This is a genomic window from Geomonas anaerohicana, from assembly GCF_016458305.1.
Lineage (GTDB): Bacteria > Desulfobacterota > Desulfuromonadia > Geobacterales > Geobacteraceae > Geomonas > Geomonas anaerohicana.
The window spans coordinates 237164-257911 of sequence record NZ_JAEMHL010000003.1; the positions used below are offsets into that span (position 1 = coordinate 237164).

Below are 20748 nucleotides of genomic sequence, written 5' to 3' on the forward strand. Positions count from 1 at the left end.
GGCCCGGGGAGGGGGTACTGGCACAAGGGGGACAGGCACCAGGCGTAGCCAGTCCCCTCTCGGCCCGGGAGCAGTACCGTCTTCCTGGCATTGCCTTTGCTATGTTGCGGCACGAAAAAATGGTATAACTTAGGCTTGTTGTCCAAACCTGCTTCACGGGGGGACCCTATGCATGTTTGCCGACCTGCCGCGCGCTTCCTGGCGCTCCTCGCAGTTGCATCGTTACCGCTTGCACCTTCCCGTCTCCTTGCAGCCCCGCTGCAATCCTTCTCCATCTCCTCCGGCACCACCACCAGTTCCTACTATGCAGCCGCCAGCGCCACCGCCAAGGTGTTCAATCGCAAAAGCGCCGCCTACGGCATGAAGCTCGCCAACGTCGCGTCGGCCGGCTCGGTTGCCAACATAGATGCCGTCGCCGAGGGGCGAGCTTCCTTCGGCATTGCCGAGACCGAGCTTCTGAAAAGGGCGGCCCAGGGGGTGCGTCCCTGGGAAGGAAAGGCGCGCGGGGGATTGCGGGCCGTCATGGGACTGTACCCGGCCACGGTCACCATCGTCGCCGCGGTGGACAGCGGCATCAAGCGGGTCCCGGACCTCAAGGGGAAGCGGCTCAACGTAGGCGCCCCAGGCTCCATCGACAACACCTACGCCAGCGCGCTGTTGCAGATGTCCGGGCTTAACCCCGGCGACGTGATCACTGCGCAGCACTCCACGGCGCTTGCCCCGGAACTTCTGCAAAAGGGGGACATCGACGCCTACCTTTGCATCGTGGGGCACCCCAACCTCACCGTTTTGGAGGCAAGCTCCGGTAAGCGCAAGGTGCTGCTGGTCCCGCTTGACGACACTCTGATCAAGCAGGTGACCTTGAACAACCCGCTGCTCGCACCTGTGGTCATCCCGATGCGGTTCTATCCCAACGTGCGCGAGACCGGCATAGTCCAGAGCCTGGGCGTCCGTAACGTGCTCTTCACCAGTTCCGACCAGTCCGATGAATCGGTGTACCGCGTAGTGCGCGAGATCCTGACCAACTTCGACCTGTTCCGGCGCCAGCATCCCATCCTCCAGGACCTGACCCCGGAGCAGGCCGCCCGCATCACGGTCATACCCCTGCACCCCGGGGCGGCACGCTACTTCAAAGAGTCCGGCCTCATTCCCTGACGGTCGGCAGTAGGGAGGTATCCCATGAACCGATTACTTGCCCTTACTCTGCTGCTTGTTTTCCTTTTTGCCGCACGGCCTGCCGCCGCGGCGCCCCCGCAGTCCTACTTCTACCCCTTCGTGAACCCATACGAGGCCACGGTGATGGAACTCCCGAAGCAGTTCGAAGTCCGGCTGCCGGATCAGGTCCCGGTCGATGAGTTCGTGGTGCGCCCCTTCCCGAAGCGGGACATCCCCGAGGTGTTCTGGTACGAAAAGGGACTGCCCTGCTCGCTGGTCTACCAGGATCACAAGGCCCCGCTGGTGTTCCTGGTCGCCGGTTCCGGCTCCCGTTTCGACGTGCCGCGCATGCTCAAACTGCAGAAGGTGCTGTACCAGGCAGGCTTCCACGTCATCTCCATCACCTCGCCCACCCACATGGACTTCGTCGTCAACGCCGCCAGCGGGCTCCCCGGCATTGCCTCCGAGGATGCCAAGGACCTGTACCGGGTGATGGAGCTTGCCTACCACAAGGTCCGGCACCGGGTCGACGTGTCGGATTTCCTGCTGGCGGGATACAGCCTTGGGGGATTCGATGCGGCCTTCGTCGCCAGACAGGATGACCAGGAGCACCGGTTCAACTTCAAGCGCGTGCTCATGATCAACCCGCCGGTCTGCCTGTACGACTCGGTATCGGCCCTGGACCGGCTGCTGGTGGAGAACGTCCCCGGCGGGATGGACAACTTCGACAACTGGTTCCGCGGCGTCTTCAGCGAGACCATGCATCTGGCCGAGTCGTGGGGGCCCGGCGGGTTGAGCGGCGAATCCATGTACCGCACCTACAAGAGGATGCAGCCCAGCGAGAGCAACCTGGCGGCGCTGATCGGTCTCACCGCGCGCATGAACGCGGCGGACATGATCTTCACGGCGGACGTCATGAACGGCGGGGGGTACATCGTGCCGAAGAACGTCCGGCTCACCTCGACGACCTCGCTGACCCGCTACGCCATCGTCGCCTACAAGACCAGTTTCGCCGACTATTTCGACCAGTGGCTCTTTCCCCATTACCAGAAGCAGGAACCGGGGCTTACCCGCGAGGCGCTGCTGCAGCGTGAAAGCCTGCGCGGCATAGAGGGATACCTGAAGAACTCCAAAAAGTTCGGACTGATCCACAACGAGGACGACATCATCCTGGTCTCCGGGGACATCGAGTACCTGCAGCGGGTCTTTGGCGACCGGGCCTGGATCTTCCCCAGCGGCGGACACATGGGCAACATGTTTCAGCCCGACGTGGTCTCCGCCATCACCGGTTTCCTCAAAGGGAAGGAGGAGTGATCATGAAAACGCACGCCGATCACATGCCTTGCTCGACGTCTCATGGGAAAGCAACGCGCAGCAGCCGTGCCGCAACGAGGGGGAATCTCCTGGTGCCGCTTTTGTTTTTGCTGCTTCTCTCCGCCTGCAGCACCGCGCCCGTAGTGACCGGGCCGGTCGAGCCGCCGCTTAGGCGCTACGAGGACCTGGTGAAGCCCGGACAGCCCAACATGCTGGACGTGAAGGATGAGGTCGAGGGATTCAACCGCGGCAGCTACCGGTTCAACTACTACTTCGACGAATACCTGTATCGTCCGGTGGTGCGCGGCTACGAATTCATCATGCCCAACTACCTGGAGGACCGCGTTTCCGATGCCATCGACAACCTGGGTGAAATTACGAACTTGACTAATAACCTCATGCAGTTCAATCTCAAGGCCGCCGGCATCACGGTGAGCCGGTTCGTGATCAACTCGACCGTCGGCGTGGGGGGGCTGTGGGACCAGGCCAAGAAGATGGGACTCAAGCGCCAGACCGAGGATTTCGGCCTCACCCTTGGGCACTACGGCACCGGTAGCGGGAGCTACCTGATGCTCCCCGTGCTGGGCGCCTCCAACGTCCGGGACACCACCGGGCTTGCCGCCGACCTGGCCACATCCAACTACCTGGGGCCGGTGGCCTGGATCAACGACACCACCTTCACCTACGCCTATTCCGGCATCTATGCCGTGGACAGGAGGCACCGCACCCCCTTCAGGTACCGCCAGACCGGCTCGCCCTTCGAATACGAGCTGATCAGGAGCCTGTACACCATGAAGCGCGACTACGACATCAGTCAGACCAACGAGACGAAGTAAATCCGGAGGCGGCAGTTGCTGAGGTTTTTACACTCCATTTTCCGGCGCGGCACCAGGTCAGGTGCCGTGCCGGACTCCCTGGTAAACAAGGCCATCGAGCGCGCCGTGGACGGCACAGATCCCTGGATCCGTGCCGTCTTCGGCTACAAGAAAAAGCTCCGTCCCGCCGTCATGCACGCCATCGATCACGTGGTGGCCTTGGTGGACGGCACCGGGCCGGTCCTGCCCCTCGACCCGCGCAGTTACGACAGTAATCCCAACTTGCGCATCTATTTCCTTACCGCCTCCGAGATGGGCGACTTTCTGGAACACGAGCCCAACCTGGTGCAGTTGCGGGGCAAGCGCGGCAGCCTTCAGCGCAGTGCCACGGCTCTTCTGCTCATGGAAAAGCGGGAGCGGATGACGCTTGGGGCATCGCTGTCAGGCGACGTGGTGCTGCGCGACGTGCCGCAGGTGTCGGTGAGTTTCGAGGCGCACCGTCTCATGGACCTGAACGGCAATGAGGAGGAAACCCGCTACCAGTTGAAGCGCCGGGCCTACGACCACCTGCTGCGTATCGCCTTAGGAAGGATCACGGAGCTGAAGACGAGGAGGGGCAACCTGGAAAAGCACCGGACCCTGCTGAGTTCGAAGCTCTCCCTGTTGCAGCGCGGCGGCTTTGGGTTCGACCCCCGTTCCGGGGGGGAGACCGACGTTGTCGGACTGGAGCAAAGGCTGGCCGACATCGAGGCTCAACTGCTGGCGATGGGGAAGGACGACAAGATGCTGGACGTGTATCTCGGTGTGGTTGCCGACGTGCTCGGGCGGGCCGAGCAACACCTGTGGCTGGGCAAGGAGACGCTCGTGGTCGACCGGATGGGGATTAAACGCAAGGAGGCCGGTGCCGATGCACGCGAGGTGAGCCTCGACGTACTGTGCGATGCGGAGGGGAGGAAACTGGTGGTCTCGCTGGTCAGCATCCCGGCCTGACCGGTACCGCGCTACGCAAACTGCGCCCCCTGCGGTATCACCGCAGGGGGCGCTTTTGTTCAGGCCCGTTCCAGCTCGGGTTCGAGGACCACGCAGCGCAGCCCCAGCCCCTCCAGCGCAGGTCCGCAGCAGCCGTTGCAGGACAGGCAGACCGACTTGGCGCGGTCGCCGTCGTGCCACCTCTTGATGAGGTCGGGTTCGCCGATCAGGGGGCGGCTGAGCGCCACGAACTGGGTCTCACCCCGTTGCACCAGCTCCTCGGCAACCTCGAAAGAGCGGATCCCTCCCACGAGGATCAGCGGTATGCCTACCCGGTCCTGGTAATCCTGGGCGGCGCCGCGATAGTACGCCTCGTGCTCCGGGGTGGTCAGCTCGCCGAGTCGCGCCGGGATGAGGTCGTTGGAGAGGGGGGTGCCGCCGGAAAACTCGATGGCGTCGACGGAGGCCCGTTCCAGCATTGCCGCGACCAGCAGCGCCTCCTCGCCCGTCATGCCGTCCTCGAGAAAGTCGTCCGAGTTCATCTTCACCAGGATCGGGTAATCCGGGCCCACCTTGAGCCGCACCGCGCGGACCACCTCCAGCAGCAGCCTGGCCCGGTTCTCCAGCGAGCCTCCGTAGCCGTCCTCGCGCCGGTTGAATGCGGGGGAGAGGAACTCGCTCAGCAAGAAGCCGTGCGCGGCATGGAGCTGCACCGCGTCGAAGCCGGCCGCTTTCCCTCTGGCAGCCGCGTCGGCGAAGGCGGAAATAACCCCTTCGATCTCGCCGCTGATGAGGGCCTGGTTGAGCGGCCCGTCCGCCGAGGGGACCCGCGGGCGCTCGCCGGTCAACTCCTGCGAGGAAAAGCGGCCTGCGTGTACCAGTTGCAGCGCGATCCGCCCGCCCGCGGCGTGCACCGCGTCCACCATGGCGGTGAGCCCGGGGAGGAACCGGTCGTGCCAAGCCGCCATCTGCCAGGGGGTCGATTGACCACCCTTGGTGACAAAGGCGTAGCCGGAGATGATCAGACCCACCTCGTTTGTCGCCAGCTCCACCATCATGTCTGTCAGCCGGTGCGTGACCGAGCCATCCTCTGTCGCCAGGCCTTCCCATGTCGCCGAACGCACAAAGCGGTTCTTCAGAGTCAGTTTACCGATGCATGCCTCTTCGAAAAGTTCTGCCATCCCTTGCTCCTTGCTTCCTGCCGAATATGCCACGAGTGTTGTCGAATATTCTCTAGCTTTAATGTTGTCGTTCTTCGTTATTCCTAAAAATTCAGCAGCTTGCAACTTTGGCACGGCCGATGCTCTATGTAGGTCAGCAGGCGCAATGAAGCGCTGAGCATGACACCTACTAAAGGAGGAAGTAACTATGAAACAGAAACTCTTGGTCCTTATGGCAGTATCGCTTTTCGCAGCAGCAACCCCGGTCCTGGCCGACGAAGCCGTCAACCACGGCACCATGCACAAAGCCGGTGACGCGCAGTGCGAGAAAGAGTGCGCGATGCTCATCAAGGACTGCAACAACCAGGTCGACAGCATCCAGGACAGGATCAAAAAGCTCCAGGTAGCCATCAACGAGAAGGGGGCCAGCACCTACACCGTCGAGGAACTGAAGATCCTCCAGAAGAAGCTCCAGGAAGCCAACGAGACGTTGCGCGTGCTGAACAGGCACTAAGACGGCGTCTCCCTCCGATGTCTAGAGGGACAGGCACCTGACGGAGCCAGTCCCTTGGGCCGGACCCATGGCCGGTAGCGAGGAAAGGGCACGCTTCGCACGAAGCGCGCCCTTCTTCTTTGCCCGCGTGGCAGTTAGCGCTGCTTGAGCATCGCTTTGGCCAGCGCCAGGTTGTGGTAGGCGATGCTCCTGATTTTCTTCGCCTCCGCACCCGTCGCTTTATAACCTGCCAGGAACGCATCCAGCTCTTTGCGGGCGGCATCGGTCTTCTGCTGGTCGTAGGGAAGCGAGAAATCGATCCCTTTGACGTCCCAGGCGGTTGACGGCAGCAGCGTAAAGGGCGCGATGTCCTCCACCTTGCGGGTGCCCGCCATTTCCGGCTTCTCCCACACCTGGTCGGTGAAGCGCATGCCGTTCCGGTCCGCCACCACCGTATAGCTCCCCTTGAACGCCTTTTTCACGTCCGATTTCTCGAAATAGCTCCATTGCGATTTCCCCACCTGCGCGTGGGAGTCGTGGCAGGTCTGGCAGCCGCGCGGTTTGCCGATGGCATGGCTCATCTTGTCCATCTGCACCCACAGAATGGCCTTGTTCCCGGAGGGAAGGTCGCTGCGGGTGCCGACCCCGATGTAGGCGTCGTTGACGTCGCGGACGCCGCGCACCGCCTCGAAGAGTGCCGGTTCCCCGATGGCAGTGTTTCCGGGGATCTCCCTTTTGGGGATGGCACGGAACAAAAGCCCGGTCGGGGCCAGTTCCCGGGTCTGGTTCATCACCGCCATCGGGTAGGGCTTGACGCCGATCCAGCGTCCGTCCGCGTTCTTGATGATGGTGGGAAGGTCGCGGGTGCCGTAGTACTCCTTGTGCTTGCCGTAGGGCGTCTCCACGCCGAAGGTCATGCCGGGCCCCCAGAAGGTGTACTGGTAGGCGCCCACCAGGGTGACGTGGCAGGCCGCGCAGTCGACCTTGCCGTGCACCGAACCTGCCAGCGCCTGAATGATCTCGGCGTGGCAGTTGCCGCACGAGGCGCGCGCCTTGTCGGATCCGAGATGACCGAACTTGTGGTTCACCGGCTTGTGGCAGTCGGTACACTGCAGCCCGGCCTTGAAATGGGTGTCCTGGGGCAGGTTGGGCGGGAAGGAGTAATCGCCCCGGAAGTAGCCGGCGCCGCGCCTGCGGTCCATGGGCCCGGCATGGCAGATGCTCCCCCGTCCGCCGCCGTAGCAACTGGCGGTATCGGGGAGGCCGAAGCTGTGACTTCCTTTGCCCGCGTGGGGCTTGAAGTGGCAGTCGTTGCAGCCGGGATGGCACATGTTGCAACTGCGATCCGAAGCAGCGTTCTGCGCCTCGCTGTACGGCACGGCGGTCTGTCCTTTCAGGTTGTCGTAGTTCTGGCCGAACCACATGCCGCAGTTCTGGGGTCCCGGGAGCTGTTCCGACCAGCTGCGGTATGATCTCTGGTGCTTCAGGCGCCCCATCTCGGAGCTGCTGTAGTCCTTCACCTCCTGGGCGTGGCACCTGCCGCAGGTTTTCTCCGCCACCGCCGGTGAGAAGGCGAAAGTCTTCGGGTCGCGGTCCTGCCAATGGATGTTGGCCACGGTCTTGATCCCGGCCGCCGCGAACTTTGCCGGATCCCCTTCGGGTATCATGCTCTCCATGTCATTGGCCCGCGGCACCAGCGCCTTCAAGGCTCCGGCGGCTTCGCGCGACAGTGCCTGTCCCTTCAGCTTGGGGCCCACCCCCACCAGGAAGGGCCGCACCATCCCCTGGTGCGCTCCCTCTTTGTCGGCCTTCCCGTCATCACCCAGGTGGCAGTCGACGCAGGTGGCACCCGGCATCTTTACCTCCCGATCCACCTGGGCCGGGTCCAGATACAGTGACTCTGCCCCCAGTTTCTTCATCATGGCTTTGTCACTGTGACAGATGACACACTGAGAGTTGGTATCGGCCCCAAAGGCGAGGTTCGTCAGGATGAGAGAGGCGAGCAGTACTAGTATTGCTTTCATTGTCATACCCCGGTCGGAGATTATAGTCACAGACCCTGAAAAGGGTACTCCTGATTTCCTCTATGACAATGCGGGGATTTCGAAAAAGTACGCCCCGGACAGGAACGCTGCCCGGGGCGGAACAATGCTGGTGCCGCGAGCTGCTACTTGATGGTGAAACTGCCGTCCTTGCTGGTGGTTATGGTGGCGTCCAGGTACTGGACCTGGTATCCCTTCTCCTTCAGGATGGTGTACGCCATTTCCGCCCTGGCACCGGTGGAGCAGTGCAGCACGACCTTCTTGTCCCTCGGTATCTCTGCCAGGCGGTCCGCGATCTCGTCGGCCGGGACGTTGGCCGCTCCCTTGATCAGGCCTGTTTTCTCAACTTCATCGCTGCCGCGAACGTCGATGACCGCCACCCCCGCGGGAATTCCGGCGGCAAAGGTGCGGAAATCAGCGACGGCGATGGTGCCTGGTTTGGGTTTGGGAACGTAGGTGACGTGATCGGCCGGTTTGCCCGTGGCCACCGCGTACCCTGCGCCCTGCCAGGCGGCGTAGCCGCCAGTGAGTACGCGCGGGCCGGGGTATCCCGCCCTGAGCAGCTTCATGGCAACCCGTTCGGCGCTGCCGTCACCCTTGGCATCGTAGATCACGATGGGAGGTTTCAGCTCCTTATTGGGAAAGGTCGCCAAAGTCTGGTCGAGCGCCTGCTCGGGCACGTTGACGGCACCCTTGATGAACCCTTGCTGTGCCTGTGCCTCCGGGCGCACATCGAGGAGCACGAAAGAGAGGTCCTTGTCCAGCCAGGCTTCTTTCAACGCGTTCGCCTTCAGTACCGTGAAATTGCGGTTGTTCCATTCCGGGATGCCATCGTGGAAGATCTTTACGTTGCTGTAACCGAGCTTTTCCGCCTCACGGGCGGAAGAGGGGCTGAGCGCTCACGTGACGCCGGCACAGAAGTAGACCAGCAGTTCCCCCTTGTCCTTGGGAAGCTTGTCCAGGTTCTTCTGGAAAGCGGGGTAGGGGATGTTGATGGCGGTTGGTATGGACCCCTCCTGGAACTTGGGAGTCGGCCGTGCGTCCACCAGGGTGTACTTCTCCTTCCCGGCGATCAGCTTTTCCACCTGCTCGACCTTCAGCTGTTTTTCGGCGGGCACCTTCATGGCCGGCTTGATGGAGATCTCGCTGATTTTCTTGATGCCGTTGCTCCCCGCCACATAGGCCACCCGCACTTCGTGACCTTTCTTGATGGCGCGCAGCGACTTCTCCAGGTTCCCCGGCACGGCTGCGTTGACGACATTGAGTGTGTCCTTGTCGAAGGCCACTACCTCGGCACCGTCGTCGAACTTTAGCTGGATGGTCTGCGACTTCATGGCCACGTTGTCGAAGAAGCCGCGCAGTTGTCCCTCGGCCGGTTTGTGACAGACCGCGCACGATTTCACCTCTTTTACCTTCGCCTTGGCCGGTGCGGTCTCGCCTGCCAGTGCGCCATGCGCTGTCAACAAGGCTATGACAGACAGAGCAGACAGCGAACAGCTCATTCTTGGTACGGACATACGTTTCCTCCTTTGGTAGTGGTATAGGATGGAAGTTGGTAGCAGGATATAAGCACACATATCGGTCAACAATGGCATCGTTATAGCAGTTTTTTTGCATTGATGTCACGCCATCATGCAAATGAAAAAGAGGAATCATCCGTACGGGATAATTCCTCCCTTCCGCTTTGTCTTCCAAGCCTGCTACGCTGTTACAGCCCCACAGTCGAGATGCTTGTGACCGGACCATCAACAATCGGTGTCTTGTTCGGGGGGCTCGGGAGGGGCTGGTTGCACGATGCTGAAGAAGTCGGGATTCTCCAGCTTCTCGACAAATTCCATGGTAGCGCGTTCGTCGCCACCAGGTGGGAGAAAGACTTGCCATTCCAGAAGTGTCTCCAGTTCGTCGGTGATGTCCTTCACCTTCACGGCATGGCTTGTGGTGTCGATTTCGGTGTAATACCATCTGCTCGGGGTGTCGGTATACAGCACACGCCCACCGGAAAACTTTTGGCTGAACTTGTTGGTTTTCATATTGTAGAACAGACTCCCCCCATTGACATTGAGCAACGCGATGTCCTTCTCGGGACAGATCCCGGCTAACACCGTAACAGTCATATGCGCGACAGTTTCCGCATTCAAATATTGCTTCACCGCTCGCAGCTTGGTATTCAGCACGTTTACGATGCCGTCTCCCATAGCATAGATCTGGCTTCTCCCCATGTCGATACCGAGGAAATTGAGCCCATGGCTTGAGCCAATTCTGCTGCAGCCTCTCGGCGGTTCCAGATTGCTTTCCAAAACGTAAGTATGGCTTTCGGTGACTGCCAGGAATCTGTCGGGCTGGTATGACAGCCGGAAAGCGTCCAGGTCTTCGCACGGTCCTTCGCAGGTTCTCACTGTACTGCTGACAAGGTCGATGGATTGCTTCACTGCTCTGAATCTGTCGCCTTCCCGGATGATGGCGTAGTAGGAGTTGTCCTTGCTGCTGGACATGTATATGCCTTTAAACACCGCGCCCTCCTGGTAGACGAAATTCTCATTGATGTTGAAAACGGCAGTGAATCGGCTTGCCGTTTCCGAAAGTGTGGCGCGCCATACCGTGTTGTTCATTTCAGAGTTGACAAAGAGGAAGACGTCCTTGTCGGGCAAGCAATCCATAACGGCCAGATCCTTGAAGTTGGGCGACCGGTACCTGGTGGCGCTCGTGCGCCACATGTCGAGGACAACGATGGTCTCTTCATCCTCGCGCAACAGCACGTGTCGGTCGGAGGAGTAGATTCTGTCGAGGTGCCATGGGGTGAAGTCCGAGGAGAGATCCACGACCAGGTCCGGCGCAACGATCATCGGGATCGCCTCGGCGTCAATGGCAAACATTTGCGCAACCTCGTTGTCGAACTGATCAAGATACTCAGCCACCCAGGTGTTGGCCGCAAATTTCTCCCTGAGCTGCGCCGCTTTTTGGGAACTTCCCAAAATCAGGGCGTCACGGTAATCCGCTGGACCCCATTCGCACTCGGTTTCCGGTTCAAGCAAGTGAATAGTGCGTTTGGCATCCTCCTTATACATGGCCCTCTCTGCGGCAGGCAATAACGCTAACGGCTTTTGTATTTGGGCGTAAAGCTTTCTGGCTGTGGCCAACGCTTCCCTTCTATCCTCCCACTGATCCAGTTCAGCCAACAAGGAGAACAATTGCTCGGTCTCTTGCCGCGCCTTCGCCGACTCCAGTTCGAGGAGCGTGTCATAGAGCTCCTCGAACAGAGGGTAATTCTGAAAATACTGCCGCAGGTCCTGCACTATTTCCCAGCAACCTTCCACCTGTCCCTGTTGCACCTGCCGCTTCAGCCTGATGAATCTAAGCCACTGCTCCATGGCATCTTCGTCCGCAAGTTTCCGAAGTCCCTTGTTGTGGCAGAGAACTGAAAACCACGCAGATATGGCACAGGCCCTTTGGTAGTCCGCCTCCTCCCCCTGGCGCGACAGCCAGAGCAGATTGTCGTAGCACTCCTCCCACCGTTCCTGCGCGGCGAGTGCCCGGAGTGTGTCGAGGCGTCGTTCCACCGCCCCTTGCTTCTGGCGACTCCGTTCCCGTGCCATGAGGTCCCTGATGTGTTCGCCTCTCTCCTTGTCCCGCTCCAGAAGCTGCGTCAACAAGTCGAGCCTCTCGGTGCACTTCTCGCTGGACCCCAATCGCTCCCAGAGCCTCTCGACTTCGGCTTCGGTCCTCCTCGCCTCAACCTGTCCTGCCAATTCGCGCGCCTTCTTGAAGTTTGGGTACAGGGAAAGGGCTTGCTGAAGCAGGAACTGCGCTTCGCTGAGGTCGGTGCGGGCGAACGCCACCTCTGCCTGTTGCAGATAAGGCGCCGCTTCCTCCAGCATGGTCGCCTCTATCTCCTTTCTCAGGGTGGTATGGGTGGTCACGAAACCCTCTTTCTCATCTGCCAGCTTCAGAAGGTAATAGGCCTGTGACAGGTTGCCATCCTTGAAGGAAATGTCGGCGTAGGCGTACAGGGAACCTTTCTCGAGATCCCGAGGCTCCCCCGATTCGAAGAGGGCCCTCGCCTCGGCAATCGAGCCGTTGCCGTAATAGGTCATGGCGAGCAGTTCCCGGATGACCTTGTCCTTAAGCACATGCTTGGGCTGCGCCAGCAACACCTCGATAGCCCTTTGGTACGCTCCCATCTGATCAATCAACATCCTGGCGGCTTTTATCAGGGTCGGCAAGTCCCGGGGGGACGTAATTTGAATGGCGGCCAGTAGTTCCTCCGCCTGAGGGTATTCGTACTGCTCAAGCAGAAGTTCGGCGTTTCTCAGGGCTTCCTGAGGCGAACCGCTGGCGGTCAGCTTTCTGGATTTTGCCCCCTTCGTCTCCATGCTCCTCGAGGAAGGTGCTGGGGCAGAGGGGATGCTGCCTACCGTGTCGAGCGCCTTCATCGAAAGTGTATTGAGGTCTGCATGGCAGGCGTCGATGGAGGGCAGGGTATTGTGCTTGATGAGGATGATGTCCGCGTTGCAGGGATGAGGTGTCAGGTGGAAGGTCTCTCCGTAGGTCTCCAGAAGCACGTTTTGCAGCCGGTTTTTGATGTGGTAGCCATACTCCCTGTCACTCTCGGGGAGCTGAAGGCAGGTGGGATTGACACGTTTGATCAGCGATATCAGTTCGGTTGAGGACGGAATCCGCGCCGACTTGAGCACGCTCTCCGCCGCTTTGACATGTAGTTGCCAACTCATAACCACCTCCTTGACTGAATTAGAAAAAACTTAATTGTAGTAGATCTTCCTCCCCGTGCAAGCAAACTCTGTTGCAACATTCCACGACAAGGTCATCTCGTTTTCCCTCCTTGTTTTCTGAGGCTGTTGGCGTTATCTTTGCGGATCTGACCGGCTCCCGCCGGAGAATGTGTGGACGAGCCACATGCTGCGATTCCGACTCTGAGAGGTAGCCCCGTCCAGTGACCAACCACGTTCCGCGCCTGCTGAAACTGGCAGGCCCCATGATACTTTCCACCTCTGCCATCACCCTGATGCAGATCGTGGACGCCATCGTCCTGTCCAGGCATTCCAGCGCTGCGGTGGCGGCCATCGGCCCCGCCGGGCTGGCGGTAATCCTGTTCCAGGGCTTTCTCTTCGGCACCGCCGGTTATGCCGGCACCTTCGTGGCCCACAACCACGGCCGCGGCGACGCGGCCGGCGTGCGCAAATCCGCCTGGCTCGGCATCCATACCTCGCTCGCTTCCGGCATTCTCGCCCTGGCGGTGGCCTGGCCCATCGGCCAGCTCTTCCGGCTGGCGGGGCACACGCCCGACGTCGCCGCCGACGAGATCGGCTACTTCACCATCTGCATGGCCGGTTCGCTTTTCCCGGTGCTTGGTTCCGCGCTGGCCGGCTGGCTCTCCGGCATCGGGCGCCCGGCCATCGTCACCGCGGTGACCTTTTTCTCCTTCGTGATTAACGCCTTGTTGGCCTGGGGACTTGTGCTGGGCGCCTGGGGCTTCCCGCGCCTGGGCATCACCGGCGCCGCGCTCGCCACCGTCTCCGCCCAGGCCGTTGCTGCCATCCTCTACGCCGCCATCTTCGTCGTCGGCCGGGGCTGCTCCGACCGTAGCGCCCGGCGCCTGGACCGGGTCGAACTCGCCCGCTTCCTGAAACTCGCCATGCCCATGGGGCTGCGCATCAGCGGCGAACTGCTCGCCTGGACCCTGTTCCTGGTGGTGCTCGGGCGGCTGGGGACGGTGGAACTGGCCGCCTCCAGCATCGCTTTCCGGATCAACGGCCTGGCGTTCTTCCCAGCGCTGGGCCTGGGCCAGGCGGCAGGCATACTGGTGGGACACGCCCGCGGGGCAGGAGAGGACGACGAGGTCCCGGCCATCGCCTCACAGTCGCTGCTGGTGTGCGAGGTCTGGATGCTGATCATGGCCGTGCTGTTCGCCACCTGCTCGGCTCCGCTCATCTCCGTGTTCGCCGGTCACGGCCCCGAGAGCGTTCGCATCATCGAGACCGGCTCTATCATCATGAAGTTCGTCGCTTTCTACTGCCTGTTCGACGCCGCCAACGTGATGACCGGGTGCGTGCTCTCCTCCGCCGGCGACACCAACTGGGTCGCCCGCACCTTCGTCTACTCCTCCGCGGGGTTCCTGCTACTTCTGTGGTTGATCGACAGCTTCATGCCGGGCCTGGTCGCCGAATGGACGCTTGGCACCTGCTTCGTCCTCTTTACCGCCGTCGTCTGGTCGCTGCGCTTTCGCTCCGGCGCCTGGAGAGCGATCCGAGTGCTGCACGACTCACCCTGAAGCTGCCACGGATAGTCAACGACATTCCCCACTGACTCTGCTGTAGTATTGTCTTCTGTCACTACGCCGCACGTTCACTCAATCACTATTTTTCCCTTCAGAGAGGCACCACCGCTGCTAGTGTGGTGCCTTTATTTTTTGTTCATAATCAAGCTGTTACAGTGCCTGGTGTTGTCCTGTTGCCAGAGGCGTTAACAAGGTAATACAAAAACCTACTGATAAGCTGTGCAATTAAGATAAATTTTCTTGACTGCTTTGGTTGAATAAGCTACAACGTCACACAAGCTTGGATCCGGGGTTTTATCTACCGACTACCGATCGCGCAATCGAACCATACCTTGAAAGGACGCACCCATGAACGCTGTGCCTGCAGTTCCCGCCAACGCAACCGCCCAGGATATCCTTCGTCTCGGTCTCGAAGCAGCCCAAGGCCCGGTGAAACTGGCCTGCTCCTTCTCTCTGGAGGATGTCGCCATCATTGAACTGGCCAAGGAGGCCGGTCTGGAGATCGGCATTTTCGCGCTCGATACCGGCAGGCTCAACGAGGAAACCTACGAGGTGGCCGACGCCCTCACCGAACGCTACCGGATCCAGATCGACTGGTACTTCCCGAAGCACGAGGCGGTGGAGAAGCTGGAGCGCGAGAAGGGACTGTTCTCCTTCCGGGAATCGCTGGACAACCGCCACGAGTGCTGCCACATCCGCAAGGTGGAACCGCTGGGGCGGGCGCTGCAAGGCCTCGCCGGATGGATCACCGGCATGCGCCGCGAGCACAACGTCACCCGCACCGATCTTAAGGCGATCGAACTGGACCAGTTGAACGGCGGCATCCTCAAACTGAACCCGCTGCTGGACTGGAACGAGGCACAGCTTATGGAATTCGTCCAGCAACGCCGCCTGCCGCAGAACCGCCTCCTGAAGCAGGGCTACCGCTCCATCGGCTGCGCCCCGTGTACCAGGGCGGTCCAGCCGGGCGAGGATGCCCGCGCCGGACGGTGGTGGTGGGAGAACCCTGAGCACAAGGAGTGCGGTCTGCACCGCAGGTAACAGGGGAGAGGACGATGCGCCCGGTGCTGATACGGCTCCGGCACACGAAGATCGATACGGGATAAAGCCATGAAGAAAAATCTGACCCATCTGCAGCAACTCGAAGCCGAAAGCATCCACATCATCCGCGAGGTGGTGGCCGAGTTCGACAACCCGGTGATGCTCTATTCCATCGGCAAGGACTCCGCCGTCATGCTGCACCTGGCCCGCAAGGCCTTCTACCCGGCCCCGCCGCCGTTTCCGCTGTTGCACGTGGACACCACCTGGAAGTTCCGCGACATGATCGAGTTTCGCGGCCGCATGGCCAAGGAGTCCGGCATGGAACTGCTGGTGCACGTGAACGAGGACGGGGTGAAAAAGGGAGTCTCTCCCTTCACCCACGGCTCGGCGCTCTACACCGACGTGATGAAGACCGAGGGACTCAAGCAGGCGCTGGACAAGTACAAGTTCGATGCGGCCTTCGGCGGCGCGCGCCGCGACGAGGAGAAATCCCGCGCCAAGGAGCGCATCTTCTCCTTCCGTAGCGCCAACCACCGCTGGGATCCGAAGAACCAGCGCCCCGAGCTCTGGAGCCTGTACAACACCCGCATCAAGCCCGGCGAGAGCATCCGCGTTTTCCCGCTCTCCAACTGGACCGAGCTGGACATCTGGCAGTACATCCACCTGGAAGAGATTCCCATCGTGCCCCTGTACTTCTCCGCGGTGCGTCCGGTGGTCGAGCGCGACGGCATGCTGATCATGGTCGATGACGACCGGCTGGAGCTGAAGCCGGGTGAGAAGGTCGAGTACAAGTCGGTCCGCTTCCGCACCCTGGGCTGCTACCCGCTCACCGGCGCTGTCGAGTCCGAGGCCGACACGCTCCCCGATATCATCCAGGAAATGCTGCTCACCCGCACCTCCGAGCGCCAGGGGCGCCTGATCGACCATGACCAGGCCGGTTCGATGGAGAAGAAGAAACAGGAAGGGTACTTCTAATGGCACATCAATCAGAACTGATCGAGAAAGATATCCTTGCCTACCTGAAGAGCCAGGAGGAGAAGTCGCTGCTCCGTTTCATCACCTGCGGCAGCGTGGACGACGGCAAGAGCACCCTGATCGGGCGCCTGTTGTGGGATTCGAAGATGGTCTTCGAGGACCAGTTGGCTGCGCTCGAGGCCGACAGCAAGAAGGTCGGCACCCAGGGGGGCGCCATCGACTACGCGCTGCTTCTGGACGGCCTGCAGGCGGAAAGGGAGCAGGGCATTACCATCGACGTCGCCTACCGCTTCTTCTCCACCGACCGCAGAAAGTTCATCGTCGCCGACACCCCGGGGCACGAGCAGTACACCCGCAACATGGTGACCGGTGCCTCGACCGCCAAGGTCGCCGTGATCCTGGTGGACGCACGCAAGGGGCTCTTGACCCAGACCCGCCGCCACAGCTTCCTGGTCTCGCTGGTGGGTATCAAGCACATCGTCCTGGCCATCAACAAGATGGACCTGATCGGTTACGACGAGGAGAAGTTCCGCGCCATCGAGGCGGACTATCGTGAGTTTGCCGCGCCGCTGGGCTTTACCAGCATCACCGCGCTCCCCATTTCCGCGTTGAACGGCGACAACATCATCGAGAAGAGCAGCGAGACCCCGTGGTACCAGGGGCCGCCCCTGATGCACTTCCTGGAGACTGTGCAGGTCGAGGATGACCGTGACCGGCAGCCTTTCCGTCTCCCGGTGCAGTGGGTGAACCGTCCCAACCTGGATTTCCGCGGCTTCTGCGGTACCGTCGCCTCCGGCACCGTCCGCCCCGGCGACGAGATCAGGGTCGCCTCCTCGGGCCAGATCAGCAAGGTCGCCCGGATCGTCACCTTCAACGGCGACCTCGACGAGGCGGTGGCAGGGCAGGCGGTCACGCTCACCCTGGAAGACGAGATCGACATCAGCCGCGGCGACATGCTCACCCGTCCCGAGGCGCCGCCGCTCTACACCAGGCATCCCGAGGCGCACCTGGTCTGGATGCACGACGAGCCGCTGCAGCCCGGGCAGCTCTACCTGGTCAAGACCGCCACCGGTGTGACCCCGGGGCGCGTGACCGCGGTGCAGTACGCGGTGGACGTGAACACACTGGAGCAGAAACAGGTCAGCACGCTGGGACTGAACGAGATCGGCCTGGCGCGTATCGAGCTGGACCGTCCGGTCTCCTTCGACCCCTACGGCGCCAACCGCGATACCGGCAGTTTCATCCTCATCGACCGTTTCACCAATGCGACGGTGGCGGCAGGAATGGTGTTGAACGCTCCCGACGAGTCGCAGCGGGCGCATCTCTCCGCAGGGGAGAGCAACCCCTGGGCCCCGCGGCACATCACCCTCGACGCCGTGGCCGCGACCAATCTCAATGTCGTTGACCTCACCGAGGAGAAGGGGCTCTTCATCCTCGAACTGGCCCAGAGCATCCACGACTACCTGGGCAAGGGGAACCGCATCCTGATCCGACTGCGCGATCTCTCCCAACTGGAACCGGTGGCCCAACTGGCCTACGAGCATGAACTCGCTTTCGAGTTCGACCGAAACGGCGACGGCGTGAGCATCCTGCTCTTCAAGCGCGGTAGTACCCCGCTGAAAGGGTACGGCGACGACGGCACCGGCATCTAGCGACGCCAACGAAGAGGCCAAGGCGGCAAAACATTGCCCCTTGGCCTTTTTGGGTTTAACATCCAGCAGTCCGACCCGTCCGAACAGTCCGACCACGTTCACGGAGGCTACCATGACGCCCATCTATCTCGACTACAACGCAACCACGCCGGTCGACCCGGCGGTGGTGGACGAGCTCCTTCCGTTTCTCACCACCCACTTCGGCAACCCTTCCAGCAACCACCCTTACGGCAGGACCGGCAAAGAGGCGGTGGAACTGGCGCGGGGGAGGGTGGCGGCGGCGCTTGGCTGCACCCCCGGCGAGGTGATCTTCACCAGCGGCGGGACCGAGTCCGACAACCAGGCGCTGATCGGCACCGCTTTCGCCAACCGGGAGCGCGGTAACCACATCATCACCTCCGCCGTAGAGCACCCGGCGGTGCTCAAACCGCTGCGCTGGCTCGAGGAGCAGGGCTTTGCCGTGACCTACCTGCCGGTGGACGGCGCGGGGATGGTCGATCCCGACCAGGTCCGCCGGGCCATCACCGCCCAGACCATCCTGGTCAGCATCATGCACGCCAATAACGAGGTCGGCTCGATCCAGCCCCTCTCCGAGATCAGCACCATTACCAGGGAGCGCGGGGTCCTTTTGCACAGCGACGCGGCGCAGTCGGTAGGGAAGGTGCCGACCCTGGTGGCCCAGCTCGGGGTGGACCTGCTCACCGTTGCCGGTCACAAGCTCTACGCCCCCAAAGGCGTCGGCGCCCTCTACATCCGAAACGGCGTGCGCGTGGCGCCCTACCTGCACGGCGCAGGACACGAGGGGGGCTTGCGGGCGGGAACGGAAAACGTCCCCTACATGGCGGCCCTCGGCAAGGCCATGCAACTGGCAGCGGAGCGAATCGCCGCGGGCGAGCCGGTCAAGATAGCGACCCTGCGGGATCGCCTGCACGCGCAATTGCAGGAACTGGCGGGGGGGGTGGCCCTGAACGGGCCGGAAAAGGAGCGCCTGCCCAACACGCTGAACGTGAGCTTCGAAGGTGTGGTGGGAGCGGACCTCCTGGCTCGTCTTCCGGAGATCGCGGCCTCCACCGGTTCCGCCTGCCACGACGGCAAGGCCGAGCTTTCCGGAGTGCTGAAGGCGATGGGCCTTTCCCGGGCGCAGGGCTTCGGTGCGGTGCGCCTGAGTCTCGGCCGCCTTTCCACCGCAGAGGAAATGGACCGTGCCGCCGCTCTCATCGCCGCCAAGGTGAAGGAGATCCGCGCCTCGTGAACATTACCCGGGCCGACCGCAACGATGCCGCCGAAATCCTGGCGCTGCAAAAGACGGCCTACGTGAGCGAGGCCGCCATCTACCAGGACTGGGCCATCCCGCCGCTCACCCAGACACTGGAGGCGCTGACCGACAGCTTCTCTGTCAACACGGTCCTCAAGGCAGTCGAGGACGGCAGGATCGTGGGGTCGGTAAACGGGAGGATGAGCAAGGGGCGCTGCCTCATCGGCCGCCTGATGGTGCACCCGGAAAGGCAGGGGAGGGGGATCGGTGCGGCCCTGATGCGGGCCATCGAGGGCGCCTTTCCCGAAGCCTCCTGTTACCGACTCTTCACCGGCGAGAAGAGCGACAGCAACATCCGCCTGTACCGCAACCTCGGGTATGAGATTTTTGCAAGGAAGGAAGTGCCCGGCAGCTTCGCCATTGTCTTCATGGAAAAGCCGGCCGGGCACCTGTCTTAGCGCCAATTAGGCTAACTGGGTGAGGTAGGCGTCCCTGGTCAGCCAGAGTTCTTCCATCCGGTACATGTGCCAGTGATCGTGCATGAGGATGTGCCTGGTGAGGATGTAGAGGGAATACGCCTCGTATTCGGGGTGGGTCCCCGTCCTGCACCACGTTTTTTCGTCGAGTCCCTTCAGCAGTTCCAGCTGCTTCATCCTGAAGCCGGCGAACTGCTGCAAAGCCTCCGTCATTTCCAGCCGCACCGGTGTGTCCGGTTCCTCTTCCCCTTGTCCCGGAAGGTACGGGATGAACTCGGGATGCTCTTCCTTCAGAAAACGTTCGATCCGCTGCAGCAGCATGGGCTGCACCCCTGCCAGGTGGCTCACGTGCTCGGTTATGGTCCAGAAACCGTTGCCTCTTCTGAGATCCAGCTTCTGCTCGGGAATGCTCTCCACCAACTGCGACAAGATGCTGGGAGTCCGTTTCAGTGAATCGAGCAGATCGGGAATGTCGCGCATTGCTTCCTCCTTTGTGCCTGGTCGGTATGCAGCCCTATGGGCGGAAGTGTCTAATTCATTGACTTTGACTTGGAAAGGTACTAGATACTGTCGCTATGAGCAACTGTGTTGTGCAATGAGTTGATAGAGGAGACTGTGATGAAATGTATTTTGGTGGCGGCTATGCTGGCTTGCCTGACCGGAGTGGCCTTTGGCGGCATCAACGAAAGGATGGAGTTTCCCAACAAGAAGGGGACCGTCGTCTTCGCACACAAAAAGCACGAGAAGTTGGCCGACATGGATTGCAGCGTCTGTCACGAAGGGGAGGTGGGCGCCATCAGGACCTTCGGCAAGGCGTACGCTCATCGGGTCTGCATCGGGTGCCATCAGCCGGAGGCCGGCAAGATGGAAGGGCCCATCACCTGCGAAGGGTGCCACCAGACCTCTTGAATCACTGATGCAAACCAAAAAGGATCGAATTGATCTTTTTATGTTGACTTGTACTGCCGCGGCGGTGTAAGAGTAGATAACTTCTATTTCGGGAAAGGAGATCATGGCAATGTGGACCTCTAAGTTTGCTATTCGCCCTGTATCGCACTGCAAAGAAGGTTGCAGTATTTAGCCCGTCTTTAACGAGGCGGGCGTCCCTT

17 protein-coding genes are annotated in these 20748 nt (G+C 61.3%); 12 read left to right on the forward strand and 5 right to left on the reverse strand.

The features are described 5' to 3' along the window. Positions 1-168 precede the first annotated feature (168 nt). From JFN91_RS07420 to JFN91_RS07435, 4 genes are read left to right on the forward strand one after another with little or no spacing between them, the layout of a single operon-like run. On the forward strand, positions 169-1155 hold the full coding sequence (locus JFN91_RS07420; RefSeq protein ID WP_199388576.1) for a TAXI family TRAP transporter solute-binding subunit: 987 nt from the start codon (positions 169-171) through the stop codon (positions 1153-1155). A gap of 24 nt (positions 1156-1179) precedes the next feature. Next, positions 1180-2469 carry an alpha/beta fold hydrolase gene (locus JFN91_RS07425; protein ID WP_199388577.1) on the forward strand — a complete coding sequence of 430 codons (1290 nt, stop codon included), beginning with the start codon at positions 1180-1182 and terminating at the stop codon, positions 2467-2469. A 2-nt stretch (positions 2470-2471) separates the two neighbouring features. Next, positions 2472-3305, forward strand: a complete 834-nt coding sequence (locus JFN91_RS07430) for an MlaA family lipoprotein (RefSeq protein ID WP_236015019.1) — start codon at positions 2472-2474, stop codon at positions 3303-3305. Between the two features lie 15 nt (positions 3306-3320). Then, complete coding sequence (locus tag JFN91_RS07435) at positions 3321-4274, forward strand: hypothetical protein (RefSeq protein ID WP_199388578.1); 954 nt, start codon at positions 3321-3323, stop codon at positions 4272-4274. 59 nt (positions 4275-4333) lie between these two features. On the opposite strand, the gene JFN91_RS07440 is transcribed toward JFN91_RS07435, so the two are convergent. After that, positions 4334-5434: an NADH:flavin oxidoreductase gene (locus tag JFN91_RS07440; protein ID WP_199388579.1), complete on the reverse strand. Its 1101-nt coding sequence runs from the start codon at positions 5432-5434 to the stop codon at positions 4334-4336. A 187-nt stretch (positions 5435-5621) separates the two neighbouring features. On the opposite strand from JFN91_RS07440, the gene JFN91_RS07445 reads away from it, so the two are divergent. Further along, on the forward strand, positions 5622-5927 hold the full coding sequence (locus JFN91_RS07445) for a hypothetical protein (RefSeq protein WP_199388580.1): 306 nt from the start codon (positions 5622-5624) through the stop codon (positions 5925-5927). 134 nt (positions 5928-6061) lie between these two features. Here JFN91_RS07445 and JFN91_RS07450 read toward each other — a convergent pair whose 3' ends face one another. The 3 genes from JFN91_RS07450 to JFN91_RS07460 all read right to left on the reverse strand — a co-directional run bounded on the left by JFN91_RS07450 (position 6062) and on the right by JFN91_RS07460 (position 12675). Then, on the reverse strand, positions 6062-7930 hold the full coding sequence (locus JFN91_RS07450) for a cytochrome c3 family protein (protein WP_199388581.1): 1869 nt from the start codon (positions 7928-7930) through the stop codon (positions 6062-6064). 143 nt (positions 7931-8073) lie between these two features. Next, a complete protein-coding gene (locus JFN91_RS07455) occupies positions 8074-9450 on the reverse strand; it encodes a rhodanese-like domain-containing protein (protein WP_199388887.1) in 1377 nt (458 codons plus the stop codon). Between the two features lie 243 nt (positions 9451-9693). Further along, positions 9694-12675, reverse strand: a complete 2982-nt coding sequence (locus JFN91_RS07460; protein WP_199388582.1) for a hypothetical protein — start codon at positions 12673-12675, stop codon at positions 9694-9696. Between the two features lie 221 nt (positions 12676-12896). On the opposite strand from JFN91_RS07460, the gene JFN91_RS07465 reads away from it, so the two are divergent. From JFN91_RS07465 to JFN91_RS07490, 6 genes are all read left to right on the forward strand, one after another. Next, entirely contained in the window at positions 12897-14234 is a 1338-nt protein-coding gene (locus tag JFN91_RS07465) for an MATE family efflux transporter (RefSeq protein ID WP_328746140.1), read from the forward strand. A 354-nt stretch (positions 14235-14588) separates the two neighbouring features. Then, positions 14589-15281: a phosphoadenylyl-sulfate reductase gene (locus JFN91_RS07470; RefSeq protein WP_199388583.1), complete on the forward strand. Its 693-nt coding sequence runs from the start codon at positions 14589-14591 to the stop codon at positions 15279-15281. Between the two features lie 69 nt (positions 15282-15350). Next, on the forward strand, positions 15351-16256 hold the full coding sequence (cysD, locus tag JFN91_RS07475; protein ID WP_199388584.1) for a sulfate adenylyltransferase subunit CysD: 906 nt from the start codon (positions 15351-15353) through the stop codon (positions 16254-16256). Beyond that, a complete protein-coding gene (gene cysN / locus JFN91_RS07480) occupies positions 16256-17908 on the forward strand; it encodes a sulfate adenylyltransferase subunit CysN (protein WP_199388585.1) in 1653 nt (550 codons plus the stop codon). The genes cysD and cysN overlap by 1 nt, the downstream gene beginning before the upstream one ends. A gap of 112 nt (positions 17909-18020) precedes the next feature. Next, on the forward strand, positions 18021-19160 hold the full coding sequence (locus JFN91_RS07485; RefSeq protein ID WP_199388586.1) for a cysteine desulfurase family protein: 1140 nt from the start codon (positions 18021-18023) through the stop codon (positions 19158-19160). Further along, complete coding sequence (locus JFN91_RS07490; RefSeq protein ID WP_199388587.1) at positions 19157-19621, forward strand: GNAT family N-acetyltransferase; 465 nt, start codon at positions 19157-19159, stop codon at positions 19619-19621. Before JFN91_RS07485 ends, JFN91_RS07490 begins: the two co-directional genes overlap by 4 nt. Positions 19622-19627: 6 nt before the next feature. Here the strand turns inward: JFN91_RS07490 and JFN91_RS07495 are convergent, their stop codons facing one another. After that, on the reverse strand, positions 19628-20119 hold the full coding sequence (locus JFN91_RS07495) for a DinB family protein (protein WP_199388588.1): 492 nt from the start codon (positions 20117-20119) through the stop codon (positions 19628-19630). 138 nt (positions 20120-20257) lie between these two features. On the opposite strand from JFN91_RS07495, the gene JFN91_RS07500 reads away from it, so the two are divergent. Continuing rightward, entirely contained in the window at positions 20258-20548 is a 291-nt protein-coding gene (locus JFN91_RS07500; protein ID WP_199388589.1) for a cytochrome c3 family protein, read from the forward strand. The last annotated feature ends 200 nt before the right edge of the window (positions 20549-20748 follow it).